The organism is Acetobacterium sp., from assembly GCF_039830195.1.
Lineage (GTDB): Bacteria > Bacillota > Clostridia > Eubacteriales > Eubacteriaceae > Acetobacterium.
Window position 1 is genome coordinate 112,523 of the sequence record NZ_JBDODG010000030.1, and the last position, 19,525, is coordinate 132,047.

15 protein-coding genes and 1 riboswitch are annotated in these 19,525 nt (G+C 47.6%); of the genes, 7 read left to right on the plus strand and 8 right to left on the minus strand.

Features of this window, described 5'->3' with window-relative positions; genetic code table 11:
* Positions 1-67: 67 nt before the first annotated feature.
* Both ABGU93_RS09150 and ABGU93_RS09155 read right to left on the minus strand, forming a co-directional pair.
* Positions 68-514 (minus strand): redoxin domain-containing protein, encoded by a 447-nt coding sequence (locus ABGU93_RS09150; protein ID WP_347413198.1) that lies wholly within the window; start codon positions 512-514, stop codon positions 68-70.
* Between the two features lie 61 nt (positions 515-575).
* The gene (locus ABGU93_RS09155; RefSeq protein ID WP_347413162.1) at positions 576-3,029 is read right to left on the minus strand and encodes an HD domain-containing phosphohydrolase; all 2,454 of its coding nucleotides are present in this window, start codon (positions 3,027-3,029) and stop codon (positions 576-578) included.
* A 428-nt stretch (positions 3,030-3,457) separates the two neighbouring features.
* Positions 3,458-3,554: riboswitch (TPP riboswitch) on the plus strand.
* Between the two features lie 105 nt (positions 3,555-3,659).
* Here ABGU93_RS09155 and thiC point away from each other — a divergent pair.
* The gene (gene thiC / locus ABGU93_RS09160) at positions 3,660-4,952 is read left to right on the plus strand and encodes a phosphomethylpyrimidine synthase ThiC (protein ID WP_347413199.1); all 1,293 of its coding nucleotides are present in this window, start codon (positions 3,660-3,662) and stop codon (positions 4,950-4,952) included.
* A gap of 123 nt (positions 4,953-5,075) precedes the next feature.
* Positions 5,076-6,209, plus strand: a complete 1,134-nt coding sequence (locus ABGU93_RS09165) for a hypothetical protein (protein ID WP_347413163.1) — start codon at positions 5,076-5,078, stop codon at positions 6,207-6,209.
* Positions 6,210-6,316: 107 nt separating this feature from the next.
* On the opposite strand, the gene ABGU93_RS09170 is transcribed toward ABGU93_RS09165, so the two are convergent.
* Positions 6,317-6,829, minus strand: coding sequence for a GNAT family N-acetyltransferase (locus ABGU93_RS09170; protein WP_347413164.1), 513 nt, complete (start codon positions 6,827-6,829; stop codon positions 6,317-6,319).
* A 62-nt stretch (positions 6,830-6,891) separates the two neighbouring features.
* Positions 6,892-7,377 (minus strand): N-acetyltransferase, encoded by a 486-nt coding sequence (locus tag ABGU93_RS09175; RefSeq protein WP_347413165.1) that lies wholly within the window; start codon positions 7,375-7,377, stop codon positions 6,892-6,894.
* Positions 7,378-7,742: 365 nt separating this feature from the next.
* Here ABGU93_RS09175 and ABGU93_RS09180 point away from each other — a divergent pair, with 365 nt between their 5' ends.
* The 5 genes from ABGU93_RS09180 to lpdA all read left to right on the plus strand — a co-directional run bounded on the left by ABGU93_RS09180 (position 7,743) and on the right by lpdA (position 14,646).
* Complete coding sequence (locus tag ABGU93_RS09180; RefSeq protein WP_347413166.1) at positions 7,743-9,704, plus strand: sigma-54-dependent Fis family transcriptional regulator; 1,962 nt, start codon at positions 7,743-7,745, stop codon at positions 9,702-9,704.
* 220 nt (positions 9,705-9,924) lie between these two features.
* On the plus strand, positions 9,925-10,911 hold the full coding sequence (locus ABGU93_RS09185) for a thiamine pyrophosphate-dependent dehydrogenase E1 component subunit alpha (RefSeq protein ID WP_347413167.1): 987 nt from the start codon (positions 9,925-9,927) through the stop codon (positions 10,909-10,911).
* Positions 10,908-11,882: an alpha-ketoacid dehydrogenase subunit beta gene (locus ABGU93_RS09190; RefSeq protein WP_347413168.1), complete on the plus strand. Its 975-nt coding sequence runs from the start codon at positions 10,908-10,910 to the stop codon at positions 11,880-11,882. The genes ABGU93_RS09185 and ABGU93_RS09190 overlap by 4 nt, the downstream gene beginning before the upstream one ends.
* 42 nt (positions 11,883-11,924) lie before the next feature.
* The gene (locus tag ABGU93_RS09195; protein ID WP_347413169.1) at positions 11,925-13,238 is read left to right on the plus strand and encodes a dihydrolipoamide acetyltransferase family protein; all 1,314 of its coding nucleotides are present in this window, start codon (positions 11,925-11,927) and stop codon (positions 13,236-13,238) included.
* 22 nt (positions 13,239-13,260) lie between these two features.
* Positions 13,261-14,646: a dihydrolipoyl dehydrogenase gene (gene lpdA / locus ABGU93_RS09200; RefSeq protein WP_347413170.1), complete on the plus strand. Its 1,386-nt coding sequence runs from the start codon at positions 13,261-13,263 to the stop codon at positions 14,644-14,646.
* A gap of 126 nt (positions 14,647-14,772) precedes the next feature.
* Here the strand turns inward: lpdA and ABGU93_RS09205 are convergent, their stop codons facing one another.
* From ABGU93_RS09205 to ABGU93_RS09220, 4 genes are all read right to left on the minus strand, one after another.
* On the minus strand, positions 14,773-15,468 hold the full coding sequence (locus ABGU93_RS09205) for a vWA domain-containing protein (RefSeq protein ID WP_347413171.1): 696 nt from the start codon (positions 15,466-15,468) through the stop codon (positions 14,773-14,775).
* A gap of 76 nt (positions 15,469-15,544) precedes the next feature.
* Positions 15,545-16,153 carry a hypothetical protein gene (locus tag ABGU93_RS09210; protein ID WP_347413172.1) on the minus strand — a complete coding sequence of 203 codons (609 nt, stop codon included), beginning with the start codon at positions 16,151-16,153 and terminating at the stop codon, positions 15,545-15,547.
* Positions 16,154-16,340: 187 nt separating this feature from the next.
* Positions 16,341-18,710, minus strand: coding sequence for an ABC transporter permease (locus tag ABGU93_RS09215; RefSeq protein ID WP_347413173.1), 2,370 nt, complete (start codon positions 18,708-18,710; stop codon positions 16,341-16,343).
* Between the two features lies 1 nt (position 18,711).
* Positions 18,712-19,470, minus strand: coding sequence for an ABC transporter ATP-binding protein (locus ABGU93_RS09220; protein ID WP_347413174.1), 759 nt, complete (start codon positions 19,468-19,470; stop codon positions 18,712-18,714).
* Positions 19,471-19,525: the final 55 nt, after the last annotated feature.

A 19,525-nucleotide genomic window follows, 5' to 3' on the forward strand; every position in this document is an offset into this window, starting at 1 on the left:
CGTTAAATTAACAATTTGCTTCGGGTCGTTAAGCTTTAACCATCCTGACTCGGTAGCTTTCACCAGATTATATTTTCCCCAACACTTCTTCGACATCTGGCAGGGTACGAATTTCATATTTCTTGACCCAGATCACCATTCCAGTTTCATTGATCAGAATATTGGCTCGTTTGGAAGCCCCATGTTCGTCGCTGAAGATCCCATAGGCTTGGGCGACTGCCCCCAGGGGATTAAAATCTGAAAGGATCTTCAGCTGCTTCAGACATAAGGCCCGGGCCCACACCGATTTGCTGGGCTGGGGATCAACACTGAGGCCCAGTACCACGGTATTTTTGTCCGCAAAACGATCCGCATTCCGATCCAGTGATCGCATCTGATCGGTGCAAACTGATGTCCAGGCCAGGGGATGCCAGGACAATAGCACCTTTTTCCCTTTAAACTGGCTCAGGGTAACCATCTCACCATTTTGATCCGTTAATGTAAAATCCGGAGCCATGGCCCCTAATTGAATCATCTCTGTCACGACTTATTCCTCCTCAAATTTTTTATATTTTAGTTTTTCTGGTTAGCCATTGCTATTGAAATTTCCAGCTGCACGGCAAGCCTTCTTCTTCGATCATCTGCAGAAAGGCACTGACGATTTCCGGATCAAATTGGCTGCCGGAACAGGCTTTCAACTCGCTGATGGCATAAGATAAATCGCTGGCTTTTTTATAGCTGCGGCTGTGGGTCATTACATCAAAAGAATCAACCACGTTGATGATCCGACCGAGGTATGGAATTTCCTGAGCTTTCAGCCCATTGGGATAACCGGTTCCGTCATATTTTTCATGATGGGCCAGAATATATTCGGCAATATGCTCCAGTGCCGGCGTTGACTGGGCAATCCGGTAACCAATCTCGGGATGCGTTTTAATAATCTCCCATTCTTCGTTACTGAGCCGGGCTGGTTTGTCAAGAATATACTCCGGAATTCCGATTTTTCCAATATCATGGAGCAGCGATAGCAGCTCCAGTTCGTCGAGCTGATCTTTGCGCAGCTCCAGACGACTGCCCAACGCTTTGCTCAACTGGGCAATCCGCATCGTATGGGCTTCCGTCTCGGTGCTTTTTTCATGAAGGGTTCGGGCCAGCGAGCGGATCGTGGCATTTCGGGAACTGGTGCTTTCCATCAGTTTGTTCCGATACATGCGGTTTTCCGCCAGATTCAGCACATCTTCCGGACTTTTCAACTCCTCATTACTTTCAGCATAACCCATGGCGATGCTGATATTCAAATGGAACTCCCGGATTTTCTCAATTTCGTCAGTAATATCCCGGATCATCTGACAGACCTCTTCCTGGTTAATATCCTGAAGCACCACGACAAACTCATCGCCCGGCCATCGGGAAATAATATCGGTAGGCCGGCATATTCGTCTGAGTACATTGCTCACGGCAATCAGCATCTGATCCCCTTCCTGGTGGCCAAAGGCATCATTGGTCAGCTTGAGTCCGTTGATATCACACATGATAATAAAATAATGGGCGTCTTTTTGCTGTCTGAGGACTTCAAACTGCATTTTCATATAATCCCGATTTTTGAGCCGGGTCAAGGGATCCGAGTAACTTAAAAATAAAATTTCTTCCTCGTTGATTTTCCTTTTCGTAATATCAGAGATGGTGCTGATAAATCGCAGCGGTTCATTATTTTCATCCCGCTGAACCACCTTACCGCGATGATATACCCAGATAATCCCAGACAATTTCGAGATCACCCGATACTCTTCTTCAAAATAATCGACTCTTCCGCTAAAGATATCGGTGAACTGTTGCTCCAGTCGTTTTTTGCCGTCACAATGGATTTTTGAAAAATAGTCCTCAAAAAGTTGACGTCCGTCATCGCCCTGATAGCCAATTAATTGCCGCCATTCCGGGCTGATATAGGCCTCCTTCTTTTTTATCCAGATATCCAGATACCCGTCATTGGTGGCTTCCATAATCAGACGATAGCGTTCATCCATCATTTTTATATTTTGATTGGCGTGGTCAATTTCCTGAAGCATCAGGTTGGTTGAATCCGCCAGAGTTTTGAGTTCATCCTTGCCATCCATTTCGATCGATAGCGTTGCATCACGTTTTAATCCCACTTCTTGAGTAAAGGCAATCAGCCTTTCAATCCGCTTTAAAAAATATTGGTTTACAATAAAGTAATCGATGCTCAGCAGAAATAAAAGCAGCCCCACGAAACTGGCCATAAACAGATTGAACTGGCGCTTTACAAAGCTATAGTTTTCTTCCATCCGGGAAATCGTCATCAGAATGGTCTCTTCCCCATAGCTATCCAGCTGGAGGCGACTGGCAGTGAGGTAGGGTTTACCATCGAATTCTCGTTTGAAAATCTGGTTTACCGGAATGGTTGAGGACGATCCTGCTTCATTTAATTCCACATTAACTCCGGTTAAATCTTCAATATATGCTGTCATTTGATCGTCAAATGTTTTGACCATCACCATACTGCCATTGCTGATCGCATTGCGGCTGGAATTATTAACGCGCCCGGAAGCAATCAAATATGGCTGTCCGTCGAGGATCATCAGATTTGTTTTGGCTTCTTCATCATCAGTCAGAAGCCCGGTATAAAAGTTGTTCTGACTGATTTTTACGACCAGCGCAGCCGCTTTTTCCTCCGTCAGCCCAAAATCCCCGTATCCGACCACCTCACCAGTTTGATTAACAAAGAGCATCATATTCAAACTCAGGTTTTCCAGAGTCTCTTCATTGAGATTAACTTTCACATATTCCTGATTCCGGTTGTTGATAAAATTATAGGTATCATCCCAATAGGCCCAATCCTTCAAAATACTGTTGAGATTTTCTTTTTCATTTTCAATGATGGTCTCAACCATTTCAAAATCTTTGTCGGTCTGATTTCGCTGCGCTGCGTCAACATAGCCATAAAAGACCCAATAAAAGATCCCATAGGTGATCCCCAAAAGCACCGCCGCACTGCAAAGGGCGATTATAATTATTTTATATTTCAGTTTCATTTAGCACCATCTCTGTTTATTAATGAATATCAGCTCAGTATCTCCCGCTCAATTTATCGCATCATCTGATTACTTCAATCAACTGGTACTGTTATAATTGAAGTGAATCTTGTTTATCCTATCATAACAATAATCAGGTAAAAATGACAGTCCCTATTTGTTAATTTAACCGTAATATTTATTCATACTCCGTCTATTAAGAAAGGGGTTTACCATGCCTGACAAGAAAAATTTAAGTCCGATCAGCCGGATAATTGAAAGTGAAGCCAATCTTTCTGCCAATACCATCAGTCAAGCGATTACTGGCGCTGGATATCAATGAATTTTAACTCCACTTTCAATCCCAATTTGCTTCTGATATCAAACCATTACGTGGCTTCGAGATGTTGACATTTTTATTTTCCATGATATAATGCTCACAATTAAATACTGATTTGCGGGGGGACTTATTGTTGAGAAGGTTAAAACCTGACCCTTTGAACCTGTTAGTTAATACTAACGTAGGGAGGCAAGGCGTTTTAACTGAATTTTAATACGTGCTTTCGGTGCTTTCCTATTCTGGAAGGCACTTTTTTTATACACAAAATTCAACTCTGAAAGGAAAATACTGTGAAAAATTACAACACTCAAATGGCAGCGGCAAAAAAGGGGATCATCACCCCGGCAATGGAAACAGTGGCTCAAAAGGAGGGCCTCGATGTTAACAAACTCATGCATCTGGTCGCCTGCGGTCAGGTTGCCATCCCGGCCAATATCCGTCATCAGTCCCTTTCTCCTGAAGGCATCGGTACCGGTCTGAAAACAAAGATTAATGTCAATCTGGGGGTATCCGGGGATTGCAAAGACTATCAGGTCGAGCTGGAAAAGGTCAAACTCTCTTTAAAATTTGGGGCCGAAGCGATTATGGATTTAAGTAATTATGGAAAAACCAATACCTTTAGAAAACAGCTGATTGAACTGTCACCGGCCATGATCGGTACGGTTCCGATGTATGATGCCATCGGCTATCTGGAAAAAGATCTACGGGCAATTACCGCCCAGGATTTTATGCGAGTAGTCCGGGCCCACGCCGAAGAAGGGGTCGATTTCATGACCATCCACGCCGGTATTAACAAGCGGGCGGTGGAAGCCTTTAAACGGGCCGGCCGGCGCACTAATATTGTCTCTCGGGGGGGCTCGCTGATCTTTGCCTGGATGGAAATGACCGGTAACGAAAATCCCTTTTATGAATATTACGATGATTTTCTGGAGATCCTCCGGGAGTTTGATGTCACCATCAGTTTGGGGGACGCTCTGCGCCCGGGCTGCATTGACGACAGTTCTGATGCTTCGCAGCTCAGCGAATTGATCGAACTGGGTCATCTGACCAAACGGGCCTGGGCCAAAGATGTCCAGGTCATGGTTGAGGGGCCCGGCCATATGGGCATCAACGAAATTCCCGCCAATATGGTTATTCAAAAAAGACTGTGCCACAATGCCCCCTTCTATGTCCTCGGCCCCTTGGTAACCGATGTGGCTCCGGGCTATGATCATATTACCGCCGCCATCGGTGGTGCCATCGCTGCTGCCAACGGTGCTGACTTCCTTTGTTATGTGACCCCCGCTGAACATTTGCGGCTGCCCGACATCAATGATGTTAAGGAAGGCATCATTGCTACCAAGATTGCCGCCCACGCCGCTGACATTGCCAAGGGTATTCCCCAGGCCCGGGACTGGGATAATAAGATGTCCGATGCCCGGCGCCAGATTGACTGGGATACCATGTTTGAGCTGGCCATTGACGGCGAAAAAGCCCGCGATTATTACGAAAGTACGCCGACTGAAGAAAAACACAGCTGCTCGATGTGCGGCAAAATGTGTGCGGTGCGGACCACCAATATGATTCTGGATGGTCAAACCGTATCGCTGCGCTCTGAAAATTAATCAACTTTATTCGTTTTTTGATCGATTTTATACTTATCTTTTTTCTTAATCAGCCGATATTCAAGTTAGTGGATTGCGTCTTTTTCGGGCGTGATCATTTCGTAAAAACATGGAGGTGGATTTATGAAAATCGAAAGTTCAACTGTCGCAATGACCAGTCAAAGCAGTTATCAGGCAGCAACCAAAACTGTAGAATCCCTGAGAGTTTGGGGACCCCAAAGTAACGCTACAACCACACCCAGTGCTCCGACAAAGGGGATCGATACCCTTGAAATATCCGAACAGGCTAAAAATCTGCAGTTAAATACCCCGACATCCATATCGGCGACAACCGGGGATGATGAAACAACACCGCTTTCCAGTAAAGACGAGCAGGAGATGCTCCTGTTAAAGCGGATGATCGAGGCTTTAACCAAGAAAAAAATAAAATTCGTCAAGCCGACGAGAGCTACCCTGGCAGATCCCAAAATGAGTCAGGCGATCCAAAGCGCCTATTCCACTCGGAGTTCACTGCTGAGCGCGGCGGCCGGATGGGCTCAGGGTTTAGCTGGTGCCCAGCCCCGCAACAGTGCCAGCGGTTCTTCCGGTGGTGGCTTTGAATACAATCAGAGTGTCACCCATTACGAATCCCAAAGCACCTCATTCCAGGCCCAGGCCTCCGTCACGACCTCAGATGGCCGACAGATTAATATCGATCTGCAGTTAAATCTCAGCCGGGAATTTATGTCACAATCCAATCTCACCATCCAGGGAGGCGATCAACCAGTCCAAGTCGACCCGCTGGTTATCAATTTTGGAACCGGCAGTGCCTCACTCTCTGAGCAAAAATATGCTTTTGATATTGATGCCAATGGCACTCTGGATCAAATTTCCTTTGTCGGACCCGGCAGCGGCTTTCTGGCCCTGGATCTGAATGAGGATGGCGCTATCAATGACGGCAGCGAACTCTTTGGTCCGCAAAGCGGCAACGGTTTTGATGATCTGGCACAATACGATGCAGATGGCAATAACTGGATCGATGAAAATGATGCCATCTATGATAAACTGCAGATCTGGTCCAAGGATGCTGCCGGCAAAGATGTCTTGATGGCGCTGGGTCAACAAGGCGTAGGAGCCATTTATCTGGGCAACGTCAGTACCAGCTTTGCTCTTAAGGGCGCCGGCAATCAGACTAATGGCGAACTCCAGCGCACCGGGATCTATCTCAATGAAGACGGCTCTGCCGGAACCATCCAGCATATCGATCTTACCATCTGACTACCTGAAACTTAAATAAATATCTGCCCCTGAAATTCTCAGCAGCGGCAGAGTAACGACAAATAAAAAGGATGAATTGCCGGGCAATTCATCCTTTTTATTTATTATTACTTGATAATCTTGTAGATTTGGCTAAATACCTGTTGTCTGAAAATCTCAAAACCCGCCGCTGTGAGGGGTTCCGGATAGGTCATCATTTTGAGGGAGATTTTTTTACTGATATCACCCCGCATAACCGGCTGATCATAGCCGTATTCAGACAGGTAAAAGCCCAGCCGCTGATAAAAGCCAATCCGTCTTGCATTGATTTCAGTTTTCTCATCTTCCACCTCAATCACCACTGGTTTTACCACATGAGATAAATAAGCCGCCATCATTCCGGAACCGATTCCGGTGCCCCGCTGCGCCGGAACCACCGCAAAATGCTCCAGAAAAAGATTCGACCCCAGATCCCACTCGGCAATGAACCCGAGGATTTGATCCGCTTCATTTTTTGAAATCCAAATGCAGTACTTGGGATTCCTCAATTGGGCTTTAGCATTTTCCCGGGGCCTGACTTCTTCGATGGGAAAGGAGCACTCCATCAGCGCGTATACTTTTTCAAAATCCTTTTCATTCAATTTTAATAGTTCGATTGGTTACACACCCTTTCTGATTTCGATTAATTAGCGACAACTCGTCTTTACCAGCTCTTAAGAAAGATCAGGGTGTCCACATAGCTGTTATCATTTAATCGGTAGCCGTCTTTAATGGTGCCAATGATTTTAAAACCCAGTTTCAGGTACAGGGTAATGGCGGAATAATTGGTGGCCACCACCGCATTAAACTGAAGACCTTTAAATCCATTGTCGCGACTTCGCTTGAGGCAATCTTCCACCAGCAGACGTCCAATCCCCTTACCCCGATATCCTTGTTTGACCCCAAACGAGGCATTGGCCATATGCCCGCAGCGGCCAATATTGTTGGGGTGAAGGATATAAAGTCCGACGACCTCATTTTCGCTGAGGGCGCACACCGTTTCGGTCTGCTGGGCAAACATCGCGGCTGCTTCCGCTTCACAAAGAACCTGATCACCGGGAAAACTATTGGCTTCAGTGACAATAAAATTCCAGATTTCGGTGGCCTGTGGCAAATCTGCCTGAGTTAGCGGCCTCATTTCAATGTTCATAAGCTCCTCCTGAACAGTCATTTTTACTATTTTACTATAATAATCTTACTTAAAGTTTCTTTTTATTTAAATAATATAGCACAACTTGGCGTTTTCTCCAACCCCAATACGTCCTGCCGGTGTTTAGAATTTTGATCGGCAAATTTAAGCTAATCCTATTTTTTACAATTATTTTTGATTTATTTTAAAAACTCCGCTATAATGTGAATCAACAAGACCGGAAAAAATAACACTCAACTTTAGCATCTGCTTTAGCTGTCGCTACCCGACTGCTGCTGCTTGGCCCGATCCCCCAGCCCAATTTCTTTAGAAAATCACCGTTCCCCGTCGTTTTGCTGCATTCTTTCCAGAAAGGATTAACTAAGATGGAACCTGATCTGAATAAACTCAAAAACAACTGGCTAAACTTTGCTGAACATGGCATTCTGGATAGCAATACCCGACCAATTATCCAGCGTTCCTGGGAATACTGTAAAAAAATAAATATGGATGTGAACGGTGGTAAGGGGGAAAGCATTGATGCCCGCCAATTGGAGCAGGTGTTGGCGGAAAACCGGGAATTGATCAAAATCGCCCAGCCGATCATGCAGAACCTTTATGAAATCGTTTTATCTTCACATTTTGTTTTGGTCTTAACTGACAAAAACGGTGTGCTCCTGGATACCATTGGCGATGAGGTAGTCAGTATGCGGGCTTCCGAATTGCGTTTTTTAAAAGGCACCGTCTGGACCAATGACGCGGTGGGCTCCAACGCCATCGGCATCGCCCTGGATGAAGATGGGCCGGTTCATGTGGTCGGTGCTGAGCACTACTGCGTTTCCCATCATACCTGGACCTGTTCCTCCACCACCATCCACAATGTCAAAGGGGAGATCATCGGCGTCCTCAATATGTCCGGCGAAAGCCACAAACTCCACTCCCATACCCTGGGGATCGTGGTGGCCGCGGCTTACAGCATCGAGAACGAACTGGCGCTCTCCCATACCTATCGATCAATGTCGGCCTCTCTGGACAGCACCGAGGATGGGATTCTGGTCACCGATGAAAATCTGACGCTCCAATGGATGAATGTCGGCGCCCAGAAGGTCCTCCATCTTAACATGGACGAGTTCAACGACATCGGCTTTAAAAAAATCTTTAAGAAAATGGATGTTGCCGGTGAAATCTGGAATAATGACGAAACCACCCGTTACTATACCGATGTCACCGCCCATATCGGCAGTCGTAAAATTCAATGCAGCGCCAATGTCTCGAAGATTCTGGAAAATGATAAAATTCAGGGTTACTCCATTGGCATCCGCGAAATCAAACATCTCCACAGCGCCGTCAACCGGGTCAGTGGTAACGTGGCCACCTATACCTTTTCCGACATCATCACCCAAAACCCGCAGATGCGGATGATTATCAAAACGGCCGAAAAAATGGCCCGCTTTAAAAAGTGCATCCTGATCGAAGGCGAAAGCGGTACCGGTAAAGAAATGTTTGCCCACGCCATTCACCGGGCCAGTGCCTTTGCCCAGGGCCCCTTTATTGTGGTCAATTGCGCCTGCCTGCCCCGGGATCTGGTCGAAAGCGAACTCTTCGGCTACGTCAAAGGGGCGTTTACCGGAGCCCTCAGCGAAGGCAAGCCGGGGAAATTTGAATTGGCCGAAGGCGGTACCATTTTTCTCGATGAGATTGGCGAAATGCCGCTGGAAGTTCAGGCTAAGCTGCTGCGGGTGGTGGAAACCTGCACCGTTTCCCGGATCGGCAGTCAAAGCGAACGTAAACTGAATATCCGAATCATTGCTGCCACCAACCGCAATCTGGAACAGGAGGTCAAAAACAAGAGCTTCCGGGAAGATCTCTATTTCCGTCTGAATGTGATTTATCTGCACATTCCGCCACTGCGGGTGCGGGGCGATGATATTGTCTGGGCCGCCTCCCACTTCCTGGACCGCCTCAACCGGGAATATCCCGAGCATATCAAAACCTTTTCCAAAGAATTTCTGGACGGTCTTAAGCTTCATCCCTGGCCAGGCAATGTCAGAGAACTCCAGAATTTCATTGAGCGAACCTTTTACCTGTGTCCCGAGCCGATTATCTCAAGCGATTATCTGCCCACACCGCCGCCAAAATATGGGGAAGAAAACCGTGTTCTGCCGATGGCCGCCAGCCCGACTCTGGACGATCTGGTCAAAGCTAATCTGGAAAAAATTCTCAAAGAAACCCAGGGCTGTGTCGAGGCGTCAGCCGAAATGATGGGCCTGAGCCGGGCTTCCCTGTACCGGAAAATAAAAAAGTACAACATTGATATCAAAGATTATCGTTACATGTCTCAAATGTGAGAATTTTCTCATTCTTGAGACAAACGATTCGCAATTATGAGATACGCCTGAGCAATCCGACGTATCTTTTTTTGTGCAAAAAAATCTATTCCCAGATAAAACCCCATTCTAAAGCCATTCTAAAAAACGTCCCGCTGATTTTTAAAGTTGGCATGGTTCTTGTTATTAGATAAGTCATCTGAAATCTTTGGATAATACAAAAAAGGAGAACATTGAATTTATGAAACTTGATAAAGCAATTATCAAAGACATGTACATCCGCATGAAACGGATCAGAGAATTTGAAACAAAGGCTATGAACCTTTTTGCCGAAGGGGCGATCCCCGGTTTTGTGCACCTCTATTTAGGTGAAGAAGCGGTTGCCACCGGCGTCTGCCAGGCCCTTAACGATGAGGACTACATCACCAGTACCCACCGCGGCCACGGTCACATCATCGCCAAAGGCGGCGATCTGAAATATATGATGGCCGAACTATACGGAAAAGAAACCGGCTACTGCAAGGGTAAGGGCGGTTCCATGCACATTGCCGATGCTACCAAGGGTATTCTGGGTGCCAACGGCATCGTCGGCGCCGGCCATAATCTGGCTGTCGGAGCCGGTTTCAGCGCTCAATATCGAGGCACTGACCAGGTCTGCGTCTGCTTTTTTGGCGATGCCTCAACCAATCAGGGAACCTTCCATGAATCCATGAATCTGGCCAGCATCTGGAAACTACCAGTCATTTTTGTCTGCGAAAACAATGGCTATGGTATTTCCATGAGTCAATCCCGTCATCAGGCCATTAAAGATATCGCTGACCGCGGTAGCGCCTATGGTATTCCCGGCATCTCGGTGGATGGAAATGACGTGATTGCGGTTCACGAAGCTGCGGTAGAAGCCGTTAAACGAGCCCGCAACGGCCAGGGTCCAACCCTGATCGAATGCAAAACCTACCGCCACCGCGGCCATTTCGAAGGCGATGCCGGTAAATACAAACCCACCGAAGAGCAGGAAATGTGGATGAAAAAAGATCCCCTGCCACGGATTGAAAAACACATGATCGATAGCGAAATCGTAACGGCTTCCGAACTGAAAGCACTCCAGGACTCCGTCGTTAAAGAAATTGCCGAAGCGATTGAGTTTGCCAATGCCAGTGCTTATCCGGAATTATCCAGTGCAGTTAAAGATATTTACTATGATATTGTTGAGGAGGTTCGTTCAAGATGAAACAAATGACATATGGAGAAGCCATTCGTGAAGGAATGCGGATTAGAATGCGGGAAGATCAAAATGTTTGTATTTTCGGCGAAGATGTTGGGGCCTTTGGTGGCTGTTTCGGTGTCACGGCCGGTCTTTTCGATGAGTTTGGTGATAAACGGGTTCGGGATACCCCTATTTCCGAAGGCGTTATCATTGGCTGTGCCGTCGGTTCAGCGGCCACTGGCTTACGCCCCATTGCCGAGCTGATGTTTATTGACTTCTTAACCGTGGGGATGGACCAACTGGTCAATCAGGCCGCTAAAATGCGTTATATGTTCGGGGGTAATATTTCCGTACCGATGGTTGTCCGTTTACCCGGTGGCGGTGGTGTCAGTGCCGCAGCCCAACACTCCCAATCATTAGAAGCCTGGTTAACTCATGTTCCCGGATTAAAGGTTGTTTATCCATCCACACCACAGGATGCCCTGGGTCTGATGCTCAGCGCCATCGATGACGAAGATCCGGTCATGTTCGTTGAGCATAAAGCGATGTACGGCATGAAGGGCGATGTCGATGATGTGATTGTTCCGATTAAACTGGGTGTTGGCGACATCAAACGGGCCGGAACTGATATTACCGTGGTTGCCACTGGTAAAATGGTTCATGAGGCGCTTAAAGCAGCAGCCAAACTGGAGCAGGAAGGGATTTCCGTGGAAGTCATTGATCCCCGCACCCTCTATCCGCTGGATAAGCAGATGATTTTCAACTCGATTGAAAAAACAACCCGGGTGGTTATTGCCACTGAAGAAGTCAAACGCGGCAGCTTTGCCGGAGAATTGGCCGCGATGATTTCGGAATCCTGCTTCTTCAATCTGGATGCCCCGATCAGACGGGTCAACGCCCTGGATACCCCAATTCCCTTTGCACCCAACCTGGAAAACTTTGTCCTGCCCAACGACGTCGACATCTACAATGCCATCAAGGAAGTGATGGCTTAATTCTTTAGATAATCAATGAAATCAAAAAATACGGAGGTTATTATGGCACAATTAATCGTCATGCCCAAGTTTGGGCTGACAATGACAGAAGGTACCATTGCCAGCTGGAATGTGGCTGTGGGGGATGCGATTGCCGAAGGCGATATTCTCTGCGAAATTGAGACTGATAAACTGACTAATGAATTTGAATCCCCCAAAGCTGGGGTGCTACTAAAAATTATCGAAGACGACGGCGCGACTGTTACCTGCCTGGAACCGATTGCGGTCATTGGCGAAGCCAATGAAGATATTTCCAGCTTATTATCCGGTAGCGCTGCTCCCCATGTGGATGAGGCGGCGGCACCCGTAGCTGCTACCGTTATTGCTGAGACGCCTGCCAAAACAGCTGGCGGCCGGATCAATGCTTCGCCGTTAGCTAAAAAACTGGCTAAAGAAAAGGGAATTGATCTTGGTTTAATCACCGGTACCGGCACTAAGGGCAGCATTACCGTGGACGATGTCAACAATTATACCCCGGCAACCGAAGCTGACCAAAAGGTATCTGTTTCTCCGGTTGCTAAAAAAATGGCCGATGCGGCTGGCGTTGATTTAAGCACCCTGTCTGGCGATGGTCGGATTATGAAAAAAGATGTAGAAGCCTGGCTGACTGAATCGTCAACAACCGAAGCAGCCCCAGAAACCATCCTGCTTAAGGGGATGCGGAAAACCATTGCCAAGCGGATGAGTGAAAGCTGGAGCACCTCGCCCCGGGTCACCTATACCCGGCCGCTGGATGCCACTGCCATGAAAGAATTCCGGACAAAACTAAAACCGGAATTTGACAAACGGGGTCTCAAGCTGACCTTTAATCATATCATCATGAAAGTTTGCGCCCAGGCCTTGCGGGAATTCCCGCATATTAATGGTAGCCTGGTTGATGATACCCTGATTCTTCATCCCCATGCCCATATCGGTCTGGCGATCGGACTGGATTCGGGACTATTGGTGCCTAATGTAAAAAACTGTGACACCAAATCCTTATCTCAGATTGCTGAAGAAACCGAAAAACTGATTGCCGAAGCCAAGTCCGGCCGCACCAAGATGGATGACCTGACCGGCGGAACCTTTACCCTGACTAATCTGGGCGCCTATGGGATCACCGCCTTTTCACCGATTATCAATCAGCCGGAGCTGGCGATTTTAGGGATTGATGCCATGGTTGATACGCCGGTCGTTGTCGGTGGTCAAATCACCATTCGGCCAATGATGAATCTGAGCCTCACCGCCGACCATCGGATCATTGATGGGGCCCTGGCCGCTCAGTTCTTACAGCGAATCGGGGAATATCTTGAAAACCCCGGGCTGTTGTTGGTATAAGTGCTGTGAAAGAAGGTAAAATATGAACCATATTGCTATCATTGGTGGCGGCCCCGGGGGCTATGTGGCCGCTATTCGGGCGGCCCAGCTGGGTGCCCAGGTCACCCTGATCGAAAAAACAAAACTGGGCGGCACCTGTTTAAATGTGGGATGTATTCCCACTAAGGCGCTGCTCCATTCTGCTGAGGTGCTGACCGAAGCTAAAAATTCTGCCAAAATCGGCTTGGTTATTCCTGAGGTTGGTTATGACTGGAAAAAAATCCAACAGCATAAGGAGCAGATCAGCACTAAGCTAGCTGGCGGTGTCAAAGGACTGCTTAAGGCCAACGGCATTAACATTATCGCTGGCACCGCCCAGTTTTTAAACAATGATGTCTTGCTGGTGACTGAAGCGTCTGGCCAAACTGATGAGCTGCGGCCGGATAGAATCATCATTGCCAGCGGTTCGATACCGGCTCTTCCGCCGATTCCCGGTATTGATCATCCCAACTGCCTGGATTCCACTGGCGCCCTGTCTTTGGATCACGTTCCAGAACGACTGGTGATTATTGGCGGCGGCGTCATTGGTGTGGAAATGGCGTCGGTCTACAATCAGTTTGGCGCCAAGGTGACCATTGTCGAAATGCAACCGGGAATTCTGCCGTTAATGGACGGAGAACTGGGGGAAATGTTACGGAAAAAACTGGTGCGGGATGGGATCGAAATTTTAACCGGTGCTCAGGTATTGTCGATTGATGGCAATGACCAGCAGATGACCGTTAACATCAACAAGGATGGTAACAACAGTGCCATCAGCGGTGAAAAGGTATTGGTGGCAATTGGCCGAAAAGCCGAATTATCAACACTGGGACTGGATAACACGACCATCAAAACCGATAAAAAGGGCATTCTTGTGAATCTGAAAATGCAGACGAACGTCCCCAACATTTACGCCATCGGCGATTGTCTGGGGAAAACCATGCTGGCTCATGTGGCCTCACAGCAGGGGGAGATCGCTGCTGAAAATGCCATGGGTCATGCGGCCGTTTATGACGAAAAAACCAACCCCTCCTGTGTCTACACCAACCCCGAATTCGCCAGTGTGGGGTTGACTCAAGAAGATATCCGGGGTCGGGAAATGGATTATTCGATCGGCCGATTCCCCCTGGCCGCCAATGGCAAATCGCTGATTATGGGTGATACCGAAGGAATGGTAAAGATTATCGCTCATAAAAAATATAAAGAAGTGGTGGGTGTCCATATTCTCGGGCCCCGGGCCACCGATCTGATTGTCGAAGGGGCGCTGGCGCTGCGGCTGGAATCGACGGTGGAAGAAATTATCTCGACCATCCATGCCCATCCCACCGTTGGTGAAGCGATTAAAGAAGCGGCCCTGGCCGCAGAAAACCGGGCCATTCACTGGAAGTAATAAAAATGCGTGTGAAATGAGAATTCTAAACGTACGAAATTTAACTGCTTTCTCCGTCTAAAATAATACAAGCCTCCAAATACTTTTGGGTATTTGGAGGCTTGTTTGCCGAATTTAACGGTATTCTTACACACTTTTTTCAGCGCTATGGCTTTTTTCGGTTTTTCCCCGCCGTTCAAAATCTTCATCAATTTCGGCCTTCCAGTTAGCGGGAATGGGGTTGCTGTCCCGAAATTCACTGACCATCTCACTGACTACCCGATAGTTTAATTGGGTGCCAGCGCCATCCGCATGATAATTGGCAGCTCGGTCGGCATCGATCCCAAACCGGGCGGCGGTTTCGATGGCATCGATATTGGCTCCCAGAAAAATGAATTCCCACTGGTACTGGGTTTTCTCCAGTTCAATCAGCTTCTTGATCTTTTCATAGCTATATTCCCGGCTGGCATTCTCCAGCCCATCGGTGGTGATCACAAAGATCACCTGATCGGAGCGATGCTCCGGCTGAGTATGACGCTGGGCATTGGCAATCTTGTGGATGGTTTTTCCGATCGCATCCAGCAGGGCAGTGCAGCCGCCCACATAATACTCGTTTTCAGTAATCGGGGCGACGCCCTGAATATCAATCCGGTCATGAAGCACTTCATAGCCATCATCAAAAAGCACGGTGGTGACCCGGGCCTCGCCGGTCGCTTGTTGCTGTTTTTTAAGCATGGCATTGTAACCACCGATGGTATCGCTTTCCAATCCTGACATCGAGCCGCTTTTATCCAGAATAAAGACCAGTTCTGTTTTTATGGTTTTGCTATCGTTTGTGTTCATGATATTATCCTCCGTTTCTTTGATAATCAAAGGATAACACGATTAGCCTGGCCGTTGGTCGCTTTTAAAACGACAATCAGGCGCCCAGCAGGGCCTGGTCAAAGGCAAAGAGGGCTTCGTTGATTTCATAAATGTTATAGTTTTCGGCGCTGATAAAATATTCAATAATCAGATCAAACTCATGGCTGTGGGACAGGGTATAGCCGGCCCGGCCCAGGAGATCATGGGTCTCGTCGAGGTTCAGCTCCAGAGCAATGGCAAAGGCGATGGCGGTGGCCTTACTGGGATTGTAATCTTTTTTGCTGCGGATCTTGGAAAACAATTTTCGGTCAATATTGGCTTTCTTATAGGTCTCGACATCGGTCATGCCCTTCTGATCAATCAGCCGCAACAGCATTTCTGAAAATGACTCGTCCAAGTTCCCCAACACATCGGCCAGACTTCTTTTGATTGTTACCGACGGGGCCGGCATAAAGGGCTGGCTCTCGGCCAACTTCTCCATTTGAGCGTTCATGCTCACCCGATTATACTGAGACAGTTCCGGTTCGAATTCCCTATTTCGTTCATAAATCGGCTGTTCATCCACATAGTGGTCATCAATATATTTTTTGATATCGGCAAACCGCTTTTCGCTGATTTCTACCGGCACTCTAGTACTATCCTTGGGGTTAATTTTAGATGGCATGCGTCGCAATCCTCTCTGTTCTAATCCGACTTGTCCACATACAGCCGGAATCCAGAACATCCAATTTTCCTCATCATACCAGTTGCGTCATCTTTTTTCAATGGTCGACCATGATTCTCTTAAAAACAGTCCCGCTGCAGCCGGCTATTTTCAGCTACACGTTGCTTTCACCCTTGAGCAGTCAATCTTAATCCACCCCTTCTTCAAACATCTGGCAGGGGCTGATCTTTCTGATCTTGCCGGCAACGATCAGCACGGTTGCCAGTCCCAGCAGGCTGATTCCGATGGCGGTGAGTATTACCAGGCTGGGCGCGACATAAAAATCGCAGTTTAGGATCCCATTGGCCGCCAGCATCAGGGCCAGCATCGGATTGGTGGCAAAATAGCCAGCGATGGCCCCGACCACCGCAGCCCCGATGATAACCGGCATCTGACTGATTAAGATCTGCCCAATCATCTGATTGGCGGTAAAACCAATGGCCTTGGAAACCCCCAGTCGGGTTCGCTCGCGCAAGATCCGTACCCGGATCACCAGAAATAGGACGAACACAATAATCACGGCAATAATCCCCAGACAACCGGTTACAACAATTTTTATCGACGCTTCAAAGGAATCCAGCATCATTTCGATGGACGCAAAATAGCTGTTGGTTTGTAGTTTATCAGTTCCGTATTGATTATTTATTTTAGTGACAAACTTTTCGGTATCCTGACCCTCCGCCAGATAGATCATCAGATTTTGCTCCTGATAGGACGGTACCAGTTTTTTCATCCCGGCGGTGGTAATGGCAGCGCCTCGGCCCAGCATATTGAACTGCTGGGTGACTCCCACCACCAGAAATTCCCGGGTTGTGCCGTTATAGTCGATCGACACCGTATCCCCCATCTGGGCGCCCAGATTATCCAGCACAATACTGGTGATGGCGATCTCATTATCATGTACCGGCATCCTGCCCTTCACGCAGGTGTTAACTTTCAGGCGGCTGTAGTCTGCGGTTACTCGGGTATTGGCACTGCTTTCCTTATCTTTAAATTTAATCATGCCATCAAAAGAATTGAGCCTGATGGTATCTTCAACTCCCGGCATCGCGGCAATTTCTTCGAATATCTTCGCTTCATCCGCCAATGCCGTCACTTGAACCTCGGCGGTTTCTAGTCCAATTAATTTGATCATGGCGGTTTTGTCGACTGAAAAATTATAGTAGGACGCCAGCGAAAACACGGTTACCAGACTCAGCAGCATGATAATCAACCCGGCAATGAGATTCTGCCGTTTATTGAAAATCAGCGACTTAAAACCCATGGCCGTATTAAGGCTCAGCCGGGTCTGATCCAGCGGGATGCGGTTTTTCCCAAAATGATGGGTTTCGATGCCGCTGCGCAGCGCTGTTAAAGGGGTGATTTTTTTGATTTTTGCGGCACTGAAATAGGAAATTCCCAATACCGCGATCGTTATCACGCCCAAACTTGCCAGCACAGCCTGAGGATAAAGTCCGGTGGCCCAACGCAGCCCGATTGACGATGACACCACATTGGTAATCACCGGTGAAATCAACAGCGCGGCTCCCAGCCCCACCATAAATCCGACGGCGGTCATCAGCAGATATTCCACTAGAATCGAACCAAGGATCTGTCTTGTTGTATAACCCATGGCTTCCAGGGTACCAATATTTTTAATATTGTTTTCAATATGGGTGGTGGTTGAAAACTTGATGACGATGGCGGCAATCGCCAGAATGATAATCGAGAAGGACAATAGCACCGCCATAATGATATTGATAAAGATGGCCACCCCCGTTTTCATTGTTCCATAACTAAGGGAGGCATAGCTGCCCGTGCCTTCCGGCATAATCGTTTTTATTTCTTTAATATACTCCGATTCAAATGCTTCGGTGCCATTAATATCATCAGTGATCACCGCAATGTAGCTGCATTTTGAGCCATACTCCGGCTGCGCCAGGAATTCCTGGAACTGCTGATCGCCCAGAAACAATTTATACATACTGACATTGGAAGGACTGGCAAACATCAGATCTTCATAGAAACCGGCGATCTCAAACTCGGTACTGGCATCATCAACCGTCATTTTTAGGGTATCCCCGGTTTGATAACCGTTGGCTACTTTCAAAACATAGGGCACAATTACGCCATTTTTCGGCATATTTTCGGCCTGATCAATAATATTCACCTGGGAAATTTTCCGGGCAGTATCCAGATTTAGAAAAACCGCCGGAATACTGTTGGCCTCTTCCCCAGTATTGATATTCTGAAATGAGGACGACATCGACATCATCCCCTCTTCCCGTTCACTGTAGGAATAGGCTTCGATAGATTGATAAATATCCTGAATCTCCTGATCGTGGGCACCGTCGGTGATTGAGATCAGATGGGCGCCATTGGTTTCGGCATTTTTTTGATCAATAAAGGTGTCCATATTTGATAGCACGCTGATGCCCACATAGAGAAAAATAGTGGCAATCGCAATCAGGATGATCAGGGTGGCCGTGGCCACCTTGGCCTTCTTGATATTGTTGGTCGCAATCATCAGAATGTTCATGCTACCAGCCCATGCTTTCCAGAAATTCCCGGAGGATTTTATGGCGGTCCGGATCATCCTTGACATAAGCGCCCAGATTCAGCTCGTCGATGATGACCCCATCTTTCAGATAAAGGATGCGGTTGGCCCGGCGGGCCGTTTTGATATCATGGGTCACCATGATGATGCTTTGACCGGAAGCGTTCACCTCGGTCATCACATCCAGCACATTGATGGCATTGGTCGAATTGAGCGCCCCGGTGGGTTCATCCGCAAAGACGATTTCCGGTGCATTGATCAGCGCCCGGACAATCGCCACCCGTTGGGCTTCGCCGCCGGAAAGTTGGGACGGATATTTATGATAGCAGGCATCACTTAGCCCCACCTGCTGGAGCAGTTCCTTGGCCCGGTTGGCAATGGCCTTTTTATCACGGCTGACCAGCAGCCCCGAGATCATAATATTATCGAGCACGGTCATGGTATCATTGAGATAGATCTGCTGAAACACAAAGCCGCAATGCTTTCTGCGAAATACTGCCAACTTGTCATTGGAATAATTGGAAATCGCTTCGCCTTTAAAATCGATGGTTCCCAGGGTCGGCTTGTCCATCCCCGAAAGGGCATAAAGCAGGGTTGATTTTCCCGAACCCGAGCTCCCCATGATGACGGTAAAGTCACCGGCTTTAATTTTGATGTTGAGATTTTTTAAAACGTGCTGCATGATGCTGCCGTTTGAATAGGTTTTACTGAGCATTTCTGCTTTTAGAATGGTGTTTGACATACGTTCCTCCCGATTGACTAGATTGGATCTTTATCCCGAAGATAAAAGACCATGG